Origin of the sequence: Streptococcus sp. SP1, from assembly GCF_030440005.1 — a bacterium.
Taxonomy (GTDB): domain Bacteria; phylum Bacillota; class Bacilli; order Lactobacillales; family Streptococcaceae; genus Streptococcus; species Streptococcus parasanguinis.
The window spans coordinates 1-22,237 of sequence record NZ_JAQFJJ010000008.1 but is presented as its reverse complement, the minus strand read 5'-3'; the positions used below and the strand labels follow the sequence as shown (position 1 = coordinate 22,237).

21 protein-coding genes are annotated in these 22,237 nt (G+C 42.9%); 17 read left to right on the top strand and 4 right to left on the bottom strand.

The window, feature by feature from the left end; genetic code table 11:
* The first annotated feature begins 503 nt into the window (after positions 1–503).
* The 3 genes from PCY07_RS05490 to nrdI all read left to right on the top strand — a co-directional run bounded on the left by PCY07_RS05490 (position 504) and on the right by nrdI (position 4,230).
* On the top strand, positions 504–2,771 hold the full coding sequence (locus PCY07_RS05490; protein WP_215194682.1) for a GbpC/Spa domain-containing protein: 2,268 nt from the start codon (positions 504–506) through the stop codon (positions 2,769–2,771).
* 426 nt (positions 2,772–3,197) lie between these two features.
* Positions 3,198–3,713, top strand: coding sequence for a hypothetical protein (locus PCY07_RS05485; protein ID WP_003018024.1), 516 nt, complete (start codon positions 3,198–3,200; stop codon positions 3,711–3,713).
* Positions 3,714–3,774: 61 nt separating this feature from the next.
* Positions 3,775–4,230: a class Ib ribonucleoside-diphosphate reductase assembly flavoprotein NrdI gene (nrdI, locus tag PCY07_RS05480; protein ID WP_003018043.1), complete on the top strand. Its 456-nt coding sequence runs from the start codon at positions 3,775–3,777 to the stop codon at positions 4,228–4,230.
* Positions 4,231–4,334: 104 nt separating this feature from the next.
* Here nrdI and argS read toward each other — a convergent pair whose 3' ends face one another.
* Entirely contained in the window at positions 4,335–6,023 is a 1,689-nt protein-coding gene (gene argS / locus PCY07_RS05475; RefSeq protein WP_013904324.1) for an arginine--tRNA ligase, read from the bottom strand.
* 104 nt (positions 6,024–6,127) lie between these two features.
* On the opposite strand from argS, the gene argR reads away from it, so the two are divergent.
* Both argR and mutS read left to right on the top strand, forming a co-directional pair.
* Positions 6,128–6,568, top strand: a complete 441-nt coding sequence (argR, locus tag PCY07_RS05470; protein WP_003009125.1) for an arginine repressor — start codon at positions 6,128–6,130, stop codon at positions 6,566–6,568.
* 120 nt (positions 6,569–6,688) lie between these two features.
* Positions 6,689–9,238 carry a DNA mismatch repair protein MutS gene (gene mutS / locus PCY07_RS05465; protein WP_301355555.1) on the top strand — a complete coding sequence of 850 codons (2,550 nt, stop codon included), beginning with the start codon at positions 6,689–6,691 and terminating at the stop codon, positions 9,236–9,238.
* Between the two features lie 308 nt (positions 9,239–9,546).
* Here mutS and PCY07_RS05460 read toward each other — a convergent pair whose 3' ends face one another.
* Together PCY07_RS05460 and PCY07_RS05455 are read right to left on the bottom strand one after the other, a co-directional pair.
* On the bottom strand, positions 9,547–10,002 hold the full coding sequence (locus PCY07_RS05460; protein WP_013904322.1) for a DUF3021 domain-containing protein: 456 nt from the start codon (positions 10,000–10,002) through the stop codon (positions 9,547–9,549).
* Positions 9,996–10,436 carry a LytTR family DNA-binding domain-containing protein gene (locus PCY07_RS05455; protein ID WP_003018046.1) on the bottom strand — a complete coding sequence of 147 codons (441 nt, stop codon included), beginning with the start codon at positions 10,434–10,436 and terminating at the stop codon, positions 9,996–9,998. Before PCY07_RS05455 ends, PCY07_RS05460 begins: the two co-directional genes overlap by 7 nt.
* A 249-nt stretch (positions 10,437–10,685) precedes the next feature.
* Between PCY07_RS05455 and mutL the strand changes: the two genes are divergently transcribed.
* From mutL to PCY07_RS05440, 3 genes are read left to right on the top strand one after another with little or no spacing between them, the layout of a single operon-like run.
* Positions 10,686–12,629, top strand: a complete 1,944-nt coding sequence (gene mutL, locus PCY07_RS05450; protein WP_301355558.1) for a DNA mismatch repair endonuclease MutL — start codon at positions 10,686–10,688, stop codon at positions 12,627–12,629.
* Between the two features lie 20 nt (positions 12,630–12,649).
* Complete coding sequence (gene ruvA / locus PCY07_RS05445; RefSeq protein WP_003009115.1) at positions 12,650–13,243, top strand: Holliday junction branch migration protein RuvA; 594 nt, start codon at positions 12,650–12,652, stop codon at positions 13,241–13,243.
* Positions 13,244–13,252: 9 nt separating this feature from the next.
* On the top strand, positions 13,253–13,819 hold the full coding sequence (locus PCY07_RS05440; protein WP_301355560.1) for a DNA-3-methyladenine glycosylase I: 567 nt from the start codon (positions 13,253–13,255) through the stop codon (positions 13,817–13,819).
* Between the two features lie 59 nt (positions 13,820–13,878).
* Here PCY07_RS05440 and PCY07_RS05435 read toward each other — a convergent pair whose 3' ends face one another.
* Positions 13,879–14,910: a S66 peptidase family protein gene (locus PCY07_RS05435; RefSeq protein WP_301355562.1), complete on the bottom strand. Its 1,032-nt coding sequence runs from the start codon at positions 14,908–14,910 to the stop codon at positions 13,879–13,881.
* Between the two features lie 375 nt (positions 14,911–15,285).
* On the opposite strand from PCY07_RS05435, the gene PCY07_RS05430 reads away from it, so the two are divergent.
* From PCY07_RS05430 to PCY07_RS05390, 9 genes are all read left to right on the top strand, one after another.
* Entirely contained in the window at positions 15,286–16,554 is a 1,269-nt protein-coding gene (locus PCY07_RS05430) for a competence/damage-inducible protein A (RefSeq protein ID WP_301355563.1), read from the top strand.
* Between the two features lie 119 nt (positions 16,555–16,673).
* On the top strand, positions 16,674–17,819 hold the full coding sequence (gene recA, locus PCY07_RS05425) for a recombinase RecA (RefSeq protein WP_061604430.1): 1,146 nt from the start codon (positions 16,674–16,676) through the stop codon (positions 17,817–17,819).
* A gap of 87 nt (positions 17,820–17,906) precedes the next feature.
* On the top strand, positions 17,907–18,305 hold the full coding sequence (spx, locus tag PCY07_RS05420) for a transcriptional regulator Spx (protein WP_003009108.1): 399 nt from the start codon (positions 17,907–17,909) through the stop codon (positions 18,303–18,305).
* A gap of 134 nt (positions 18,306–18,439) precedes the next feature.
* On the top strand, positions 18,440–19,036 hold the full coding sequence (locus PCY07_RS05415) for an SP0191 family lipoprotein (protein ID WP_013904315.1): 597 nt from the start codon (positions 18,440–18,442) through the stop codon (positions 19,034–19,036).
* Between the two features lie 123 nt (positions 19,037–19,159).
* Entirely contained in the window at positions 19,160–19,426 is a 267-nt protein-coding gene (locus tag PCY07_RS05410; RefSeq protein ID WP_003002070.1) for an IreB family regulatory phosphoprotein, read from the top strand.
* Complete coding sequence (ruvX, locus tag PCY07_RS05405; protein ID WP_003014525.1) at positions 19,426–19,845, top strand: Holliday junction resolvase RuvX; 420 nt, start codon at positions 19,426–19,428, stop codon at positions 19,843–19,845. Before PCY07_RS05410 ends, ruvX begins: the two co-directional genes overlap by 1 nt.
* Positions 19,846–19,867: 22 nt before the next feature.
* Positions 19,868–20,173: a DUF1292 domain-containing protein gene (locus PCY07_RS05400; protein WP_003001941.1), complete on the top strand. Its 306-nt coding sequence runs from the start codon at positions 19,868–19,870 to the stop codon at positions 20,171–20,173.
* Positions 20,174–20,380: 207 nt separating this feature from the next.
* The gene (locus tag PCY07_RS05395; RefSeq protein ID WP_013904314.1) at positions 20,381–21,613 is read left to right on the top strand and encodes a folylpolyglutamate synthase/dihydrofolate synthase family protein; all 1,233 of its coding nucleotides are present in this window, start codon (positions 20,381–20,383) and stop codon (positions 21,611–21,613) included.
* 76 nt (positions 21,614–21,689) lie between these two features.
* Entirely contained in the window at positions 21,690–22,100 is a 411-nt protein-coding gene (locus tag PCY07_RS05390; RefSeq protein ID WP_049498961.1) for an SP_0198 family lipoprotein, read from the top strand.
* Positions 22,101–22,237 lie beyond the last annotated feature (137 nt).

Genomic DNA, 22,237 nt, shown 5'->3' with positions numbered 1-22,237 from the left:
CAGGATGAAGATAGAGATACGACATTTTTTTCAAATAAACTGAGAAGCTCCTCATAATTGAGAATGGTTTTCTTGTTTGAAGGAAAAAGATAAAAAATGAAACCTAATGGCTATCAAATGGGAATTTTAACGATGTCTTTTTTTTGAATCTGCAAAATACATAAGGGAAAAAGTTACATAATTTAAGTTTCTGGAGTTTGTTCCTTACCGATGGAATATAAACATTTATTGTACCTATCTTTGTTTAGTGGTGAAAGTTTTAAAAATAAAAAACAGAGGAAATGCCTTGAAAATCCATTATTTTTTCAATACATAGTGCATTTATTTTCAACGTAAAAATTGGAAATATTAGTAAATAAAAGTGTCATATATTTAGAGTAAAATAAAAAATTATATTAACACATCTTTTAAAATAGTTGATTGTGATACAATGTAATTAACTGGTAGTAGCATTTTTTTGCACCTACCGTGAGATTTTTTGACTAAAAAGGAGAATATTGGAAATGAAAAGCTATCGTGAACAGTGTTCGAAGCAAGAAAAATTTTCAATTCGTAAATTATCAGTCGGTGTTGTTTCATTGGCCGTCGCTGGATTGGCTACTGTAAACACTTACGGAGCAGAAGTAAAAGCTGACGAGGAGACGGGACCGGCTACTGAAGTAACCGCTACAGATACAGTAGCAAGCTCTAAGTTGACGTCTACAACTGTGACAGAAGGAAATAAAACAGTTACGACAACATATGTAGAATCACCAGAACTTGAAAAAGCAAAAGTAGCTGCAGTTGCAGAAGGTGTGACAGTTACAGAAGAAGCTGAAAAAGTCCAACCGTCTATCGCAGCAGTCGAAGCAGATAATAAAGCTCAAACAGCTGAAATCAACACAGTAGTCGAAAACTACAAAAAAGCAAAAGCAGAGTATGAAGCAAAATCTCAAGAAATTACATTAATTGAAAAGAGAAATGCGGAAGCGGAAGCAAAATACAAATCTGAACTTGCTACTTATAACGAGAAGAGAGAGCAGTATGAATTGGATTTTCTTTCTTACCAAGCTAAATTAGCACAATATCAAGAATTATTGAAACAGTACAAGATTGCTAAGAAAATGTACGACAGCTACATGGAAGATAATGGGTTTAGCGATCTCAAAAATTTAGAAACTGTTCAAGATTTAACCTTCCAACGTGAAACGAATGCGATCCATCAAATCGATGGAATTAATACCTATCTTACCAAAGATGCTCAAGCTCGTCTAAATACGAGCAATGTACATCAATATGACTCAAATAAATTGATGAGTTCGGATATCGTTTCTACAAGCCCTTGGACAAACAGGGAAACGGAATACATCCTTGTTAGAGAGGGAGATAAATTTGTAGTTACTTATGATAATTTAAATAAATCGAGTATACGTGAAAATGTGAATGTAAATCCAATCAAACGTGTAATTTATCGATATGAAATTATCAGTCTTCCTTCAAATGACGGGAAAGGAATCGCAGCTGTGAGTGCTGATCCAACCGTCACTTTGACGGTCGGTGCTTCAACCGATAAACTTAAACCAGTTAAGGTTGCTGTCGATGTTGAATTTTATGATGGGAATGGTCGTCGGTTTGATCTTACTAAACACAATGCCATAGTTGCTTTAAATTCGTTGAATCACTGGACAGGTGCTTCTTATGTCGAAAGTGGAGATAAACCTCGTGCTCTTACAGTGGAAGCTAAGGATAAGAATGGGAATACGGTTCGTGGGACTTGGAACCCCTATGCAGACGGGTCATCGATGAGCATTGAACACAATGCGGTTGTTGTAAAAAATGGGATCCCTGACTTTGGATCTGCCGAGGTAACCATCTCTGCGGAAAATCCAATCAAAATTGTAGCTCAGAAAACAACATTTAATGGAAGTGAATTCGTAGTTAGTGAAGAAACAGTTATCGATGCGACAAGCGTCAATGTATCAGGTACTGGGAATGGTCACAATATTGGGACAGACAACTATACGTTGAATGGTAAAGATGATATTATTGGCGTTTATACTATTAATTCTACAACAGGAGAGCTAACCTTTACACCGAAGAAAAAGTTTGAAACATTAGAACATATAGAATCGGTGAATATTGGAAATAATAAGTATATCGCAATTCCGAATTCTAGTGTGTCTTATGATCCTACTACCAAAGAAATGAAATCACTGAAAGATAATCAATATATTGAACATGGTTCAGCGTTTAATGGGGAGACCTCTTCGGCCCTCGAAGGATGGGACAATCCAGATTCGAAGTATCTCTATTATGGTGGTGCAGGACTTAAGATGTTAGACGGGCATCTTGTATTTACAGCAAATGGAGCAAATGCAAAGGGACAACCGACGGTTTATTGGTTTGCCATTAATTCAGAGGTGGCAGTTCCTAAAAATCCAGGTAAAGAACCTGAAAAGCCTACTGCTCCAATTCCACCCACTGCTCCAACTCCACCGACTTTGGAAGTTGTTCCAAATGCTAAACCGGTGAAACCAGAAGCTAGAGTGAAATGGCATAAGAACAAAGTGGTAAGGAAAACAGAAATTCCACCAACACCAACTTCATATACCCCACCAACACCAATTGTTCCACCAACTCCGGAAATTCCGGAACAGCCCGTACAACCTGCGCAACCACAAACACCTGCGCTTCCAAATACAGGTACAGAAAGCTCAACTGCAGCTGTCCTTGCAGGTGCGATGACTGGATTGTTCGGACTAGGTCTTGCTCGCAAGAAGAAAGAGGATTAATTCTTATTTCTTTCGTTCATTCATCTAAATAAAGAAAGTCAGAAGGCAAGCTCTTCTGGCTTTTTTGATAGAGTGATGACCAAATAGTTGAGAAAAAGAACAGAATAGTTCTTGGATAAGGAGAGGAAATGGCTTTTACAGACCAAATCGTGTCGAAATGAAGCAGAATAGAAATAGATGACACAAGAAGAAAGAAATGAGATATACTGGTGGTGTTCGAATGAAAGTTTATAGGACTCCGTTATATCTCTAATCATTCCAATGATACAGTTGCGATGTCTTTTTCATCTTTTGCACACATTATTTTCCAAATGAATTTCATTTGAACGTATCAGTGATCAGGCAAGTGCTTCCACGGTTTTGAGGCGCTTGCCTTTCTATCTGTATCGCGATATAATAGGGTGTAAGAAATGAAAAGGAGTTTGTATGAAAAAGAAACCTATCTATCTTTACATCCTGTTATTTTTCTCTACGGTTGGAACCCTGACTTCAGCTGTCTCAACCTTTGGAGCTTCAAAGAGTTTTGAGCTGACAGATGATTTTGCGAAACAACTTGGTTTAACAACGGCTCAAGACAAGGCTGACTATGTGGCATATTATGAGAAATCAGCCCAACTCAATCAGTCTCCACTAACCTTTTTATTTGTTTCCCTGATTCTGATTGCCTTACTGGCAACTTTCTATTTCCTCTTTATGAAGCAGGATCTGTTAACAGCCCATTATACTTACATGGGGCAGATTTTATTAAGTCAAGCCTTCTCTTGCTATAATTATTTTGCAGGGCGTCCACTATTAGCTAGTTTTTCAACCCCGTCCCTTCGCCAACGATATCTGGCATCTTCGTCCATTGCTTTGTTACTCTTGACTGCTTTATCCCTTCTCTTCCTTGGAATTGTTTTGTATAAAACCTTGCGTTTGAGAAAAGCTCAAGCTAGGGCATAATAGATAAGTTTGAATGGAGCTCTCTTAGAGGATAAGAGAGCTTCTTGATTGGAGAAAAAAGATGAAAGTATCCTTTGTTTATATTAGTCTGAGTGGGAATACAGAGAGTTTTGTCCGTCGCTTAAGTGACTACTTGCTGGAAGCCCATCCTGAACTTGAAATCGAGAAAGTTCATGTGAAAGACCTAGTCAAAGAGGGCCAGCCCTTCTTTGAAATGACCAATCCTTTTATCACTTTTTTGCCAACCTATTTGGAGGGTGGAAATGGTGTTGATAATGGTGATGTGGAAATTTTGACGACAGATGTTGCGGATTTTATTGCTTATGGAGACAACGCCAGCAAGTGCTTAGGAGTGGTTGGATCAGGCAATCGGAATTTTAACAATCAATATTGTTTAACCGCTAAGCAATACAGCCAACGCTTTGGTTTCCCCATGTTAGCCGATTTTGAAATGCGGGGGATGTTGGGAGACATCAAAAAAGTGGCTACTATTATAGAGGATTTGTATCATTTATAAAAAACGCTGATTTCTCAGCGTTTTTTGTTCATTTAAAGAAAAAAGGAGATCAATCATCTCCTTTTTTCTATTTGGGAATAGTTGTTCCAACTACTTGTGGCATTTTACATTTTCTCAGGTGCATCGACACCAAGTAAGCGAAGGGCTTCTTTTAAGACGACTGCTGTTGAGTAGCTAAGAGCAAGACGGCTTTCGCGTTCAGGGCTTTCATCCAAGATACGAGTGTGTGCATAGTATTTGTTGAAGGCTTGAGCCAAGTTGATGGCATATTTTGCGATCAAGGATGGATCATAGTTTTCAGCAGCACGTTTGACAACACGAGAGAAGTCTTGGAGAAGCTTGATGATTTCCCAGCTTTCAGGATCGCTCAAGCTGTAAGTCGCATCTGTTGATGGTGTAAAGTTGGCTTTGCGAAGGATCGATTGGATACGAGCGTATGCGTATTGAACGTAAGGTCCAGTTTCTCCTTCGAAGGATACCATGGCTTCGAGGTCGAAGTCATAACCGTTGCGGCGGTCCGTCTTCAAGTCGTAGAATTTAACCGCGCCAACACCGACTGCATGTGCCACTTCTTCCTTGTTTTCAAGTTCAGGATTCTTTTCTTCGATCTGAGCTTTGGCACGAGAGATCGCTTCTTGAAGAGTTGGTTCGAGAAGGATGATATTTCCTTTACGAGTTGACAATTTTTGGCGGTTTTTTGTCACCAAACCAAAGTCAACGTGAACCATATCGTCGCTCCAGTCAAATCCCATTTTCTTCAGAACAGCTTTCAACTGACGGAAGTGGTTGGATTGTTCTTGACCTACAGCATAGATGTTTTTCACAAAGTTGTAAGTCCGCGCACGATACATAGCAGTTGCGATATCACGAGTGATATAAAGGGTTGCACCGTCTGATTTTTTGATCATAGCTGGTGGAAGGTTGACATCATCCAACTCAACGATGCTAGCCCCTTTAGATTCTTTCAACAAGCCTTTGTCTTCAAGGATTTGAACCCCTTCATCCATCTTGTCGTTGTAGAAAGCTTCTCCGTTTAAGCTATCAAACTCAACACCGAGGAGTTTGTAGATACGGTTGAATTCCACCAAGCTTTCGTCACGGAACCATTGCCACAATTCAGTTGCTTCTGGATCCCCATCTTCCAATTTTTTGAACCATTTACGTCCTTCTTCATCAAGCTCAGGATCGTTTTCGATTTCAGCGTTGATTCGAACATAAAGTTTTAGCAATTCATCGATTGGGTTGGCTTCGACAGCTTCCTTGCTACCCCATTTTTTGTAGGCCACCATCAAGAGACCGAACTGTTTACCCCAGTCCCCTAAGTGGTTGATTTTAATCGTGTTGTAGCCCATTTTGCGGAAGATGTTTGAAAGAGCATCCCCAATAACGGTTGAGCGCAAGTGACCAACTGAGAATGGTTTTGCGATATTTGGACTTGAAAGGTCGATGGTAATGTTTTGTCCATGACCTTCGTCTTGTTGACCGTAGTCTGCACCTGCTTCGATGACGGATTTGATTACCTGATCAGAGATCTTAGATTTGTCCAAGAAGAAGTTCACGTAAGGTCCAGTTGCAACGACTTTTTCGAAAGCGCTTTGGTCGATCTTTTCAGCAATATCTGCAGCGATTGCTTGAGGAGCCTTGCGTTCCACTTTTGCAAGTGAGAAGGCTGGAAAAGCAATGTCACCAAGATCAGATGATTTTGGTTGTTCAAGCAAATTTAAAATAGCATCTTGGTCAAGAGAGTCAATCACTTTGGCCAATTCACTAGCAATGAGTTCTTTATTGTTCATATTAGCTCCTTAGTCCTTTTAACTATTATTTTAACACAATTCTGAGCGAATTTTCAATTTTTTTGGTATAATTTAAAGTATATTTATTCAAAAGTGGAGGTCCAATGAAAAAGACAGAACGTCACCTTTTGATTCAACAAATGATTCGAAATGAAAAATTGTCGACTCAAAAAGAGATTCAGGATCGATTAGAAGCAAAAGGAATTGCTGTAACGCAAACTACTCTGTCACGAGATTTGCGCGATCTGGGTCTAGTCAAGGTGAAACGAAAAGACCAGTTGTATTATATTTTGCCAAATGAGCCTGAGGTGGCAGAGATTTATATTATGTTGTCCAGCCATGCAAAGTCTGTCTCACGAGCAGAATTCACCTTGGTCTTGCGGACAGAGCTAGGAGAAGCAGCTCTCTTGGCCAATGGTGTAGATGAAATGTCAGATGAGCGTATTTTGGGAACAGTAGCAGGGGCCAATACCCTCTTGATTGTCTGTCGAGACCAAGATGCAGCTATTGAAATTCAAAATGAAATTTTAGGGATGATGCAGTAGTCAAGCCCCGTTGGAGAGAAAGAGAGATGTCAAAAGGAGGAAGATAGTGAGCTATCTACTCCTGTTTTCATCTATGGAGCTTGCGTCAGCAAATGATGCAACAGTAAGGAATAAAGAAGTATGACAGTAGAAAAAATATCCCCTGGAATGCAGCAGTATCTAGATATCAAAAAAGACTATCCGGATGCCTTTTTGCTGTTTCGAATGGGAGATTTTTACGAATTATTTTATGAAGATGCAGTGAATGCAGCTCAAATTTTAGAGATTTCCTTAACCTCACGGAATAAAAATGCAGAGAATCCGATCCCCATGGCGGGTGTTCCCTACCACTCGGCCCAGCAGTACATCGATGTTCTCATCGAACAGGGCTATAAGGTCGCGATTGCAGAACAAATGGAAGACCCCAAAGAAGCCAAGGGGGTCGTTAAGCGTGAAGTCGTACAGGTGATTACACCGGGTACAGTGGTGGATTCGACCAAGCCAGATAGTGAGAATAACTTCCTGGTTGCTTTGGATCGTTCAGGGAATGAGTATGGGCTAGCCTATATGGATCTGGTAACAGGGGAGTTTCAGGTGACGACCCTCAATGACTTTAGCATGGTTTGTGGAGAAATCCGCAATTTACGTGCGCGTGAGGTGGTCCTGGGTTATGAGTTGCCAGAACAAGAAGAGCGTGTGTTTGTGAGTCAGATGAATCTTTTGCTGTCACATGTAGAGACGGCGCTTGATGATGTTCAACTCTTAGGGGATCAGTTGAGTGAGCTCGAAAAGAAAACGGCTGGGAAACTTCTCCAGTATGTTCACCAGACACAAATGCGGGAATTGAGCCACCTCAAAAAAGCCCATCATTATGAGATTTGCGATTTCTTGCAGATGGACTTTGCGACCAAGGCTAGTCTTGATTTGACAGAGAATGCGCGAACGGGGAAGAAACATGGTAGCTTGTATTGGTATTTGGATGAAACCAAGACGGCCATGGGCGGTCGTTTGTTGCGGTCCTGGATTCAGAAACCCTTAGTCGATTTGAAACGGATTCGAGAGCGCCAGGACATCATTCAGGTCTTTATGGATCATTTCTTTGAACGGAGCGATTTGACCGACAGCCTCAAAGGGGTCTATGACATTGAACGCTTAGCGAGTCGGGTTTCCTTTGGTAAGATCAATCCTAAGGATCTCTTGCAGCTAGGAGATACTCTGGGGCATGTGCCGACGATCAAGTCGATTCTACTGGGGATTGGTGATCCAGTCTTAGATGTCTTGATTGCACGCTTGGATGAACTTCCTGAGTTGCACCGCTTGATTACCTCAGCTATTGCTCCGGAAGCGTCTGCTGTTATTACAGAGGGAAATATCATCCGAACAGGTTTTGACGAGCAATTGGACCAGTACCGTGTCGTTCTTCGGGATGGTACTGGTTGGATTGCTGAGATTGAGGCCAAGGAGCGCGAAGCCAGCGGCATTACAGGTCTAAAAATCGATTACAACAAGAAGGATGGCTACTATTTCCATGTCACCAATTCTCAATTGAGTCACGTGCCTGCTCACTTTTTCCGCAAGGCGACCTTGAAAAATTCAGAACGCTTTGGTACGGAGGAATTGGCACGCATCGAAGGAGATATGCTGGAGGCGCGTGAGAAGTCTGCAAATCTGGAATATACGATTTTTATGCGGATTCGGGAAGAAGTTGGCAAGTATATCCAACGTCTGCAACAGTTAGCTCAGGCGATTGCGACGGTTGATGTTTTACAAAGTTTAGCCAGCGTCGCTGAGTCACAACAGTTGAATCGTCCCCTCTTTCATGAAGAACGACGAATCACGATCGACAAAGGTCGTCATCCGGTTGTTGAGAAAGTGATGGGAGCCCAGTCCTACATTCCTAATAGCATCTTTATGGATGAAGAACGGGATATTCAGCTGATTACGGGGCCAAATATGAGCGGGAAGTCTACCTATATGCGCCAATTGGCGATCATTGTGATTCTTGCCCAAATTGGTTCCTATGTTCCAGCCCAAAAGGCCGAGTTGCCAATCTTTGATGCGATTTATACCCGGATCGGAGCTGCTGATGACCTGGTATCGGGTCAGTCTACCTTTATGGTGGAAATGATGGAGGCCAATCACGCTATTCGCAAGGCAACGCCCCAGTCCTTGATTTTGTTTGATGAGTTGGGACGGGGAACTGCGACCTATGATGGGATGGCTCTCGCTCAGTCCATCATCGAATACATTCACGATCGCACCGGTGCCAAAACCTTGTTTGCGACCCATTACCATGAGTTGACGGCACTCTCAGAGACTTTGACCCGTTTGGAAAATGTTCATGTTGCGACCTTGGAGCGAGATGGTCAGGTTACCTTCTTGCACAAGATTGAACCCGGCCCAGCGGATAAGTCCTATGGGATTCACGTGGCCAAGATCGCTGGTTTGCCAGAAGAGTTGCTGGAGCGGGCGGATGCGATTTTGACCAAGCTCGAAGGACAAGCCCAGCAAGTACCGCTTGTGGATGCAACTCCTAAAAAGGAAGCACCTTTGCAGGTGGCTGAACAAATGTCCCTCTTTGAGGAAGCTTCAGAAAATACGGTGATCACAGAATTGAAGAATCTGGATCTCTACAATATGACTCCCATGGAAGTCATGATGGCAGTTGCCGAATTGAAAAAGAAATTATAAAAAAGGGAGTGGGAAAGAACTCCAATATAAAAAAGGTTGAAAAGGTTCCCCAAACCTTTTCAATCTTCCCACCCCCGCATAGCTCCAACAGTCTGGGAGACTGTTGGAGGTTGCAGATAAAGGAAACATTGTTTCCGTCCACATAGGTTATCTTTGGAGCTTGATAAGCGAACAAATACTTTGGAAGCTTGCTTCGCAAGTCCTATCTGCCACCTCAAAGCAGTGCTTTGAGCAATCAACCACTGCGTCATACAGTTATGCCTATTAAACATCGAAGACTGGACAGTTTTTGCCCAGTCTTTTTTCTCTTAGTGGTTAGTAATGCTTTGATTGATTTCTTGAACTTGTTTTTTATAAAAATGATAAGAGACTAACCAGATGATCACGTAAACGAGGGTGAATTCGACAACGAGTGAGAGGTAAAATCCGAGTCGTGCTGGAAACCAGCCGGCCAAAGTAGCCAGAGGAATAAACCCAAGTAACATGAGTAGGTAATGGCTCAGAGTAGCCCGTAAGAGGCTCCAGTCTTTTTGAAAGAGGAGACTTCCGAAGCTAAAGAGGACCCCAATTGCACCCCAAACGAGGGCACAATAGAGCATGACCAGTGAGCCGTGAACATGATGCAAGAACATCCAGTGGCCGACTGCAGAGTTGGGACTTAAGGGAAGGTACAACTCAGGTGAGAAGAGATAGGAAAAGAAGATGGATAAGATGAGCCCAATGAGAATCCCTTTCAGGGCGTCAGAAAAAGATTGTTTTAGCATGATAATTTCTCCTTAATGGCTTTTAAGTAACGACGGGAGGAGTAGGTCAGACTCCCATTTTTGAGATAGATTTGCACCGATCCTCCACTGGTAAAGTGCAGGTGATCGATGGATTGGGTGTTAATAATTTCAGATTGGGAAATTTTGAGAAAGAAGGTCGGTAAGTCTTCAGATAGCTGATAGAGTGGACCAGTCAGGATAAATTGATCTGTCATGGTCTCACCAATCACTTGCCGATTTTCAATGTAAAAACGTTGGAATAGCTGGCTTTCGATCAGATAAGCTTCCCCATCCTTTTTGGCACGTAAGCGCCCTTTTTGATCCAGCTCTCTCGCAAAGTCTCGGATTTTCTCTACACGCGCAGACAGTGCAGGTGCTGTGATCATCACCGCTTCTTCTTGGAAGTGGGAATCAATTTGTACTTCAACTTTCATAAGATAGTTTCTCCCTCCTTTGGGTAAAGTCGGTTGGCCTGCTAGCCCGGCTCCTTCTTTACACTACTATTAAACACTTTTTCCAAAGGGAAGACAAGGGGATTTGTCTATGTGGTCGTTTTCTTTGCCTATGCGGTTTTTAAGGAAGAAGATGGGGACAAGCCTATGTTTTTTAAGAAAGGGAGTCTTGTAGATCTGTGGTATAATAGAGCTACATGTATCGGTGAAAAAATAGGTAAAGGAGCAGACATGTCACAGATTATTGAATTGCCAGAAGTCTTAGCCAATCAGATTGCGGCGGGTGAAGTGATTGAACGACCTGCTAGTGTGGTCAAGGAGTTGGTTGAAAACTCGATCGATGCTGGGGCTAGCCAGATCGTTGTTGAAATCGAAGAAGCAGGATTGAAGTCGATTCGGATTACAGACAATGGGGAAGGAATTGCGCACGATGAGGTCGCTTTAGCCCTCCGTCGACATGCGACCAGTAAGATCAAGAGTCAAGCGGATCTTTTTCGTATTCGAACGCTTGGTTTTCGTGGTGAGGCCATGCCTTCCATTGCTTCTGTCAGTATTCTAACCCTTCTAACGGCGCAAGAAGGAGCTGCCCACGGGACCAAATTGGTCGCAAAGGGTGGTGAAATTGAGGAATTGGAGCCAGCGACAAGCCCTGTCGGAACCAAGATCACAGTGGAAGATCTTTTTTTTAATACACCTGCTCGTCTCAAGTATTTAAAGAGCCAGCAGGCAGAGCTATCCCATATCGTGGATATTCTCAATCGCTTGAGCTTGGCCCATCCTGAGATTGCCTTTACCTTGATCAATGATGGAAAAGAAATGACCAAAACAGCGGGGACTGGCAATCTCCGGCAAGCGATTGCAGGTGTCTATGGCCTGGCGTCTGCTAAGAAGATGGTGGCCATTGAAAATCGCGACCTAGATTTTGAAGTGACGGGCTTTGTGTCTTTGCCTGAATTGACTCGTGCCAATCGCAATTACATCAGTCTCTTTATCAACGGCCGTTACATCAAGAATTTCTTGCTCAATCGAGCTATTTTAGACGGCTACGGCAGTAAACTCATGGTGGGTCGCTTTCCACTCGCGATCATTAATATCCAGATCGACCCTTACTTAGCGGATGTTAACGTTCACCCTACCAAGCAAGAGGTTCGTATTTCCAAAGAACGAGAACTGATGGCCTTGATCTCCCAGGCTATTGCGAACGCTTTGAAAGAGCAGGACCTGATTCCGGATGCTCTAGAAAATCTAGCCAAGTCGACCATTCGCCGAACAGAAAAGCCAGTACAGACAACCCTGCCTTTAAAAGAAAACCGCCTCTATTATGACCGAGAGAGCCAAGATTTCAAGCTTCGACCAGAAGTGGCAGATCCTCAACGGCCTCTAGCAGATGAGACTGCTACTGAAGCTAGAATCCAAGAAAACCCAGTAGAAAAACCAACAAGCGCGATCAAGTTTGCGGAAAGAAAGACTGTGGTTTATGATGAACTGGATCATCCAGAGTTGGATCTGGCTAGTCTAGACAAGGCCTATGATAAGTTGGATGGGGAAGAACATTCGACCTTCCCAGAGTTGGAATATTTTGGTCAGATGCATGGAACCTATCTCTTTGCCCAAGGAAATGAGGGCCTATATATCATTGACCAGCACGCGGCCCAAGAGCGGGTCAAATACGAAGAATACCGGGAGAGTATCGGGGACGTAGACGGCAGTCAGCAACAGTTGCTGGTGCCTTATATCTTTGAGTTTCCTACAGACGATCTGATCCGCCTGCAACAGCGTAAGCACCTCCTAGAAGAAGTGGGCGTCTACTTAGAAGAATACGGAGCCAACCAGTTGATCTTACGGGAGCATCCGATCTGGATGAAGGAGGAAGAGATCGAGTCGGGTATCTATGAGATGTGTGACATGCTCCTCTTGACCAAGGAAGTGTCCATCAAGAAATACCGAGCTGAGTTGGCTATCATGATGTCCTGCAAACGCTCTATCAAGGCCAACCATACACTGGACGATTACTCTGCACGCGACCTGATCTATCAACTATCCCAATGTGACAACCCTTATAACTGCCCCCACGGCCGTCCCGTCTTGGTTAACTTTACCAAGTCAGATATGGAAAAGATGTTCCGACGCATTCAGGAAAATCACACCAGTCTGCGGGAATTGGGCAAGTATTAAACAAACAATAAAGGAATCTTATGTACGAATACATTAAAGGAATTTTAACGAAAATCACTGCTAAATACATTGTGGTAGAAACAGCTGGAATCGGCTATCTCTTGCATGTGGCCAATCCCTATGCCTACTCTGGCAAAATGAATCAAGAGGTGCAAGTCTACCTGCACCAAGTGGTCCGTGAAGACGCTCACCTTCTCTATGGCTTTGCGACAGAGGAAGAGAAACAGCTCTTTTTAAACTTGATCTCAGTCTCTGGGATTGGACCTGTCTCAGCTCTGGCTATCATTGCTGCGGATGACAATGCAGGCCTTGTCCAAGCCATCGAAAGCAAGAACATCACTTACTTGACCAAGTTTCCGAAGATCGGCAAGAAAACAGCCCAACAGATGGTCTTGGACCTAGAAGGTAAGATCAATCTTGATCTAGAGGATGCACCGGCTCAGTCCAAAGCCAAAGTTGCAGAAGAAAACCAAGCCTTGGAAGAAGCCATGGAAGCCATGTTGGCATTGGGCTACAAGGCAACGGAACTTAAGAAAATCAAGAAATTCTTTGAAGGCACGACCGATACAGCAGAGAACTATATCAAGTCAGCCCTTAAGATGTTGGTAAAATAGGAGAAATCTATGCCAAAACGTTGTGGCTGGGTTAAAATGAACAACCCGCTCTATGTAGCCTACCATGATGAGGAGTGGGGGCGTCCCCTCCATGATGACCAGGCGCTTTTTGAGTTACTCTGTATGGAGACGTATCAGGCGGGCCTTTCTTGGGAGACGGTGCTCAATAAACGACAGGCTTTCCGAGAGGCTTTTCATGGTTACCACCTTCAAGCTGTTGCAGAGATGTCGGATGAGGAGTTGGAAACTTTGTTAGACAATCCAGCCATCATCCGAAATCGTGCTAAGATCTTTGCGACACGGGCCAACGCCCAGGCCTTTCTACAAGTCCAGGAAGAATTTGGATCGTTTGATGCTTATCTTTGGTCTTTTGTCGATGGGAAAACCATCGTCAATGATGTTTCAGATTACCGGCAGGCTCCAGCGAAGACAGCTCTTTCTGAGAAGCTAGCCAAGGACCTCAAAAAACGTGGTTTTAAGTTCACAGGACCAGTCGCAGTTTTATCCTACCTACAAGCAGCAGGCCTGGTCAATGACCATGAGAATGATTGTGAATGGAAAAGTGGAAATAAGTGACGTTAGATGTCTAGAACATCTGAGAATATAGAAAAAAAGCTGAGAAATTCCTCCCAGCTTTATTTGTTATAGTCAAAGCGAATGACTTGCTCCGTTGCATCTACATGGGCATGGACTCCGAAGGGGACAATTGCTCTTGGAGTTGCGTGTCCGACATTCAGATTATAGACAATCGGGATATTGCTATCAATGATATTCAATAGTGCCTCTTTATAGTCGTCATAAAAAGTTTCATCCATAGGTTTTCCGACCAAGAGTCCACTGATGACCGCGAATATGCCAGTGTCCTTCAAAGTCCGCAACATCTTTTTGAAGTCGTCAGGTTCAGGCTTTTCTTCGCTGGTTTCTAGCAAGAGGATTTTTCCTTCCCAGTCTGACAAGTCAGGGAAAAGTTTGTATTTTTGGCAGAGGTCCGTGCTATCTGCGTGTAGAGAGTTGTCAAAAATATCATAGAGAGACTCAAGACAACCACCGAGGATTTCTCCCTCAAACTGAGCATTGCCTTGTAACAAGTCAAAACCTGTATTTGCATGGCTGACACGAGGTGTTCCCAAGGCTTTGGGACTAAAATCAGTCCGTTCCTCGTACCAAACGTTACTAGGGCGAATTTCTGAGATTTTTCCAGTCTCAATCAATTCTTTAAAGTAGTGGCGGCTATATGGCAACATTTCTTTGTCTAACTCACAAATGTCTGCTAGAAATGATTGGCCGTAAAAAGTCTTGATTCCTAGTTTATGCAACATGAGATGGTTCATGGTCGTATCCGAGAAGCCAAGAAAAATCTTTTGCTTGATAACCTTTTGTAGTTGGTCATTTTCAAAAAGATAGGGCAATAAACGATAGGTATCGTTTCCACCGATGGCGCATAGGATCATGTCGATACTATCATCAGAAAAGGCCTGAATCAAATCCTCTGCACGAGCTTCGGGATGTTCTTTGATAAAGTCTAAGCCTTTTAGTGAATGAGGTAAAAAGATAGGGTTGAGTCCCAGGTCTTTGAGTCGTTGGACCCCCAAGTCCACTTCGTGCTTGACAAAGTCCTCTCCGATAACCCCACTAGATAAACTTACGATACCAATAGTAGAAACCATATATTATCCTCCTAGAAAAAATTGATGCTATTGTATCACAAAAGATGAGGGGAAACAACAAGAAATAGAGTCAGAAGAAGGCTTTTAGATCAAGAAAGTAGTAAAAAGTAACCACTCGATATGGTTGCTTCAGAATAGAGATAAGCTCTATCCACAATAGAAAATAGCCCTTTTAGAAGTTGTTACCACGTAGTTAAATCTCTTAGGAATGCTGATGAAATGGAATTTATAAGAGTTTTTTACTTTATACTCTAAAAGAAAAAGATTGAAGAAAGTTGTCCAAAATGGACTTTATCTTCAATCTGTTTTTTAAATAATTTAGGAAATTGTGTTAAAATGAAATGAAAATTACGAATAGTATAAGTGGGAGGCACCATGAAGGCGGAAATTATTGCAGTTGGAACAGAAATTCTAACAGGACAAATTGTGAACACCAATGCTCAATTCTTGTCTGAAAAATTAGCTAGTTTAGGGATTGATGTCTATTATCATGTGGCGGTAGGAGACAATGAAGGTCGTCTTTTCTCGACCATTGAGACAGCTTCAAAACGCAGTGATTTGGTGATTTTATGTGGTGGACTTGGGCCAACAGAGGATGATTTGACCAAGCAAACCCTTGCTAAGTTTTTAGGGAAAGAACTGGTTTTTGATCCAACAGCGCTTGCCAAACTCGACACCTTCTTTGCGAGTCGCCCTGATTATGTCCGGACGCCCAATAATGAGCGACAAGCACAAATGATTGCCGGATCAATCCCCCTTCAAAACCGTACAGGTCTCGCGGTTGGAGGTTTGATTGAAGTCGACGGCGTGACCTATGTCGTTCTACCTGGTCCACCAAGTGAGTTAAAACCCATGGTCAATGAACAATTGGTGCCTCATTTGACGACAGGGGAGCAGCTCTTTTCTAGAGTCTTGCGCTTCTTTGGAATAGGGGAAAGCCAGCTGGTTACGATCCTAGCAGATATCATTGAAAAGCAGAGTGATCCGACGGTGGCCCCTTATGCCAAGACGGGAGAAGTAACCTTGCGTCTATCTACAAAGGCGAAGGATCAAGCTTCAGCGGATGCTAAGCTCGATGTCTTAGAAAAGGAAATCTTATCACGTCACACGCTGGACCATCAACCCTTGCAAGAGTTGTTTTATGGTTATGGGGATGACAATTCGATGGCCAAGGTTGCCTTTGATCTCTTGAAACGGACTGGTAAGACCATTACAGCTGCAGAAAGCCTGACGGCTGGCCTCTTTCAAGCGACTTTGGCAGATTTTTCAGGGGCGTCCAGCATCTTCGCGGGTGGTTTTGTCACCTATAGTCTGGAAGAAAAAAGCAAGATGTTGTCTATTCCAGCTCAAGAGTTGGAGCAACATGGAGTTGTGTCTCATTTTACAGCACAAGCCATGGCTTCACAGGCCCGTAAGTTAACAGGATCCGATTATGGTGTTAGCCTAACCGGAGTTGCGGGGCCAGATAGTCTGGAAGGGCATCCAGCAGGGACCGTCTTTATCGGACTTGCGACTCCAAATGGAGTGGATAGTGTCCAAGTCAATATCGCCGGACGTAGCCGGGCGGATGTCCGCGAAATTGCAGTTCTTCATGCCTTTAATTTGGTACGCTTGGCTGTATTAAATGGTGAAAATTTGGTATAATGAAGCTTGTGCCAAATGGAAGAATAATTCTAAAAATGGATAGAAAATGTGCCTTCAAAGGACGGAAATCGTTGGTGAGTGGAGTGCATTTCCTGTATAGCAAAAAATAGGAGAAAAGAATGGCGAAAAAACAGAAAAAATTAGATGATATCTCTAAGAAATTTGGAGATGAGCGTGAAAAAGCGCTCAATGATGCCCTGAAGTTGATCGAAAAGGATTTTGGTAAGGGATCGATCATGCGTCTGGGCGAACGTGCAGAGCAAAAAGTACAAGTCATGAGCTCTGGTTCCTTGGCGCTTGATATTGCCTTGGGTGCTGGTGGTTATCCAAAAGGTCGGATCATCGAAATCTATGGTCCAGAATCATCTGGTAAAACAACCGTTGCCCTCCATGCAGTAGCGCAAGCACAGAAAGAAGGAGGCATTGCTGCCTTTATCGATGCCGAGCATGCCTTGGATCCATCTTATGCAGCAGCTCTCGGAGTCAATATCGACGAACTTCTCTTGTCTCAACCAGACTCAGGGGAACAAGGACTTGAAATTGCTGGTAAATTGATCGACTCTGGTGCGGTTGATTTGGTAGTTGTCGACTCTGTTGCGGCCTTGGTACCTCGTGCGGAAATCGATGGAGATATCGGGGATAGCCACGTTGGTTTGCAAGCGCGGATGATGAGCCAAGCGATGCGTAAACTCGGAGCTTCGATCAATAAGACGAAGACCATTGCCATCTTTATCAACCAATTGCGTGAAAAAGTTGGGGTCATGTTTGGGAACCCTGAAACCACACCTGGTGGTCGTGCCCTTAAATTCTATGCTTCGGTTCGTTTAGATGTCCGTGGAAATACTCAAATCAAGGGTACTGGGGACCAAAAAGATACCAACGTTGGTAAGGAAACTAAGATCAAGGTTGTAAAGAACAAGGTAGCTCCACCGTTTAAAGAAGCCATGGTTGAAATCATGTACGGGGAAGGAATTTCACGTACGGGTGAATTGGTTAAAATTGCAACAGATTTGGATATCATTCAAAAAGCGGGTGCGTGGTACTCATATAATGGCGAAAAAATTGGTCAAGGATCTGAAAATGCTAAGAAATTCTTGGCTGACCACCCAGAAATTTTTGACGAAATCGACCACAAGGTTCGGGTACATTTTGGTTTGATCGAAGAAGACGAAGCGGTGAAAAGCCTTGATAAAACTGAAGAAGCAGCTCCTGTCGTAGAAGAAGTAACTCTGGATTTAGATGACGCGATTGAAATTGAAGATTAATTTTTTTCAAAATAGGTCGCTAGACTGATGGTTTTTGTGTTATAATTTAATACGATAGTATTATCGTGTAGCGAAAGGAGTGCATGCATGATTAAAATTTATACAGTGTCAAGTTGCACCAGCTGTAAAAAAGCAAAGACTTGGCTCAACGCTCACCAGCTAACTTATAAAGAACAAAACCTCGGTAAGGAAGGAATCACCAAAGAAGAATTGTTGGATATCCTTACAAAGACTGAAAATGGAGTGGCAAGTATTGTCTCTTCAAAAAATCGATACGCTAAAAATCTAGGAGTGGACATCGAAGACTTGAGTGTCAATGAAGTCATTGACATCATCATGGAAACACCTCGTATTCTTAAAAGTCCGATCTTAGTAGATGACAAACGTCTCCAAGTGGGCTACAAAGAAGATGATATTCGTGCTTTTTTGCCACGATCTGTTCGAAATGTAGAAAATGCGGAAGCACGGATGCGTGCTGCACTTTAAAGCGATTGAAATCAGAAACGGTTTGTTTCTGATTTTTTCTTGTTCAAAATAGAAATGGATAGCAGTTTACTGCGCCAATTTACGAAATCTATGATACAATATTTTAGAAAACAATAACTAGTAAGGAATGAAAAATGAAAAGAAAAATCTTCTTATTGGGTGCACTTGCCTTGTGTTTGACAGGATGTGGTCAAAAAAAGCAAGTGAAAACGCCAACCTCAAGTGAGCAAAAAGCAATCAAAGCGAAAGCAGAACAGCTACAAAAGGATAATAAGAGTATCTTACAAAAAGCTGAAGAAAATCAAGTAATTACAAGAACCTTTGTCTTTCCAAAGGATGATAAGGGCACACAACAGACGCAAATTGTCACCTATGTGGGGAATACCTTTAAAAAATTAGAGACCGTCAATGTGACGGCAACTGATGAGGAACTGAAAAAAGGGATCCAACAGGTTGGAGTCGAAGAAGCGCAAAAGCAATTGAGAGAATCTTTTACCAAGGATGATGCCTTTAAGGAAGCATTGACAGTTCCTGGCTTCACAGCTGATTTGACCTTGGAAAATGAGAATGAATACAAGGTGACCATCACCTATGACTTTGAAGCAATGGATGTGAAGAAGGCTGAAGGTATGACCTACTTCAAAAACAATCACTTGCCGGAGTTGTTGAAGCTGACACCGAGCCAATTTGCGGACAACCTCATCAATGCTGGAGCGAGTGAGCAAAAATAAAAAACAGTTTAGTTGAAAAAGCTCAAAAATGCTTGAAAAAGCCGTAAAATCAAGGACTTGACCGTTGTGGAAAACTCTTGATTATGGTATAATAGTAATATTCTAAGGAAAGAGGGTGTTCTTGTGGGATTTACAGATGAAACAGTACGTTTTAATCTTGATGATTCAAATCGTAAGGAAATTAGCGAGACCTTGAAAGATGTATACTTATCACTGGATGAAAAAGGCTACAATCCAATTAATCAAATCGTAGGATACGTACTCAGTGGTGATCCTGCCTATGTACCTCGTTATAATAATGCACGGAACCAAATTCGTAAATATGAACGAGATGAAATCGTTGAAGAATTGGTACGTTATTATTTGAAAGGGCAAGGAATAGACCTCTAATGAGAATTATGGGATTGGATGTTGGTTCAAAGACAGTTGGGGTTGCTGTGAGTGATCCTCTCGGTTTTACAGCTCAGGGTCTTGAAATCATCCAAATCGATGAAGACAAAAAAGAATTCGGTTTGGAGCGCTTAGCCGAATTAGTGGCTCAATACAAGGTGGACCGTTTTGTTGTGGGTTTGCCGAAAAACATGAACAACACCAGCGGACCGCGTGTGGAAGCCAGTCAGGCTTATGGCACGATGATTGCTGAAAAGTTTGGGTTGCCAGTCGACTATCAAGATGAACGGTTGACAACAGTTGCTGCAGAGCGGATGTTGATTGAGCAAGCAGATATTAGCCGTAGCAAACGCAAAAAAGTTATTGATAAGTTAGCGGCGCAGCTCATTTTACAAAATTATTTAGATCGTAATTTTTAGAAAGAAAACGAGGAAGAATAGTATGGCACATGATCATAACCACGACCATGAAGAACGTGAATTAATCACATTGGTGGATGAACAAGGAAATGAAACCTTGTTTGAAATTCTTTTGACCATCGATGGCAAAGAAGAATTTGGAAAGAACTATGTCCTTTTGATCCCTGCAAATGCAGAGGAAGATGAAAATGGCGAAGTTGAAATCCAAGCATATTCATTTACAGAAAACGAAGACGGAACAGAAGGTGACCTTCAACCAATCCCAGAAGACTCAGATGCAGAATGGGACATGATCGAAGAAGTCTTCAACAGCTTTATGGAGGAGTAAAAACGTCCGGGGGACGTTTTTAGCCCAGCTCCTTGAAATACGAGAGAGCTGGTAAGTCTGGGAGACTGTATCAGCCCAACTCCAAGAAATTGGAAAGAGTTGGTAAGCCCGGGGACTTGCTGTAAAAATGAGAAAGAAATAACTACAAAAGAAAGGAGCGCAAACGTCAGAAGAGGTTTTGTCGCTTTTTTCTTTTAGGAGGAAGATGTGAATAAGATTGAGCAATGGATGAATAGTCGGATCGGTCTGAATTTTCGATCGGGACTGGATCGTATGGAGCAGGCAGTGAGCCTTTTAGGGAGGCCGGATAAGGCTTATCCGATTCTTCATGTGACAGGAACCAATGGGAAGGGATCCACAATCGCCTTTCTGCGTCAATTGTTGATGGCTCACGAAAAGAAAGTTGGGACCTTTACCTCTCCTCATATGATCAGTATCCATGATCGGATTTGTATTGGGGATCAGCCGATTTCAGATGAAGATTTTACTCGGATTGGTCAAGAAGTCCAACAAATGGAGCAGACCTTGCTTCAAACCCAGGACCAACTCTCTTATTTTGAGATTATCTGTCTCATGGCCCTTTTGTATTTTAAGGAACAAGGAGTGGATGTGGTCCTGTTGGAAGTCGGTATCGGTGGACTTCTAGATACCACCAATGTAGTGACAGGAGAGATCGCAGTGATCACTTCGATTGGCCTTGATCACCAAGAAACGCTGGGAGGGACTGTTGCCGCAATTGCTCAGCAAAAGGCAGGAATCTTTAAGAAGGGCAAGAAAGCTGTAGTGGGACCCTTATCCGATGAAGCTGCAGCTGTTTGTCAAGAAAAAGCGAAGGAATTAGCTGTGGATCTCCACGCCTTCGAGAAAGATTTTGGCTTAGAGCAGGATCATTTTTGGAATGAAAGCGTGGAACTTGTCTTGCCATCTCTGGGCTTGAAGGGTGATTACCAACGGGAAAATGCTACAGTGGCTTTGGAGGCCTTTTTCCTCTACATGGAGGGTCTAGATCAAGAAGTGGATATGGATCAGGTCAAACTGGCCTTACAAGAGACGCGGTGGCCGGGACGTCTAGAGTTGTTTGGCGACCAGTTGTATTTGGATGGCGCCCATAATCCTCACGCCATGCTGCGCTTGATCGAGTTTGCCAATAGCTTAGCAGGAAAACGCGTGAAGATTTTATTTGGAGCCCTTAAGCGAAAAGATTATAGCGGGATGCTCGAAACGCTTCAAACAGGTTTGCCAGAAGCTGAATTGATTTTGACGACCTTCCATTACGGAGAAGTGGTGGCACAAGGAGACCGACAAGACCTGCCCTATGTAGCTGACTACAAGGCCTATATCAAAGAATTTATGGATCAGAGTCGTCCAGATGAAGTCTTATTTGTCACAGGATCCTTGTATTTTATTGCGGAGGTAAGGGCATTTTTATTAGAGGGGTAAACAATTGACCTAAAGACTTTCTTGGCGTATACTGGTGGTAGATAGTGTACGGTTATAGCGAAAGGAGTCGATCTAAATGAAAAAAATCATGTTTATAATGACCTTGGTGGTAGCCCTTTTTCTGACTGCTTGTAGCCAGCAAGAAAAAGCAACACAGACTTCGAGCAAACAGACGTCTGCTTCATCACAGACTGTGACTTCAGCGAGTGAAGAACAGAAAGAAGGAGTGTCCATAGATGGCAGTTATCGAGGACAGGACGAGGAAAATATGATTCTCTTAGTTGTGGCGGGACAAAAAGGCACGTTTACGGTGCAAGATACTGATGGAGAAGAAGAGACCAAAGAGGTCAGTATTGATCCGGTCAATCAATCCATGCGTATCGGGGATGAGCCTTATCGCTATCGGATCGAAGGGGATCAGTTATCGCTAGAAGATCTGGAGCAAGCAGAGGATGATCAAGGGATTATTGTTTTGACCAAGCAATAAGGGACGAAACAAGAGAGAGTGGGACAGAAATCGGTAATTCGTTAGAATTCGATTTCGTCGTCCCACCTCCGCACAGTTGAGTAGGGCTGTAAAAGCTGATGAAATCAGCGTAGTAGAGCCCACTCAACCACTGCGTC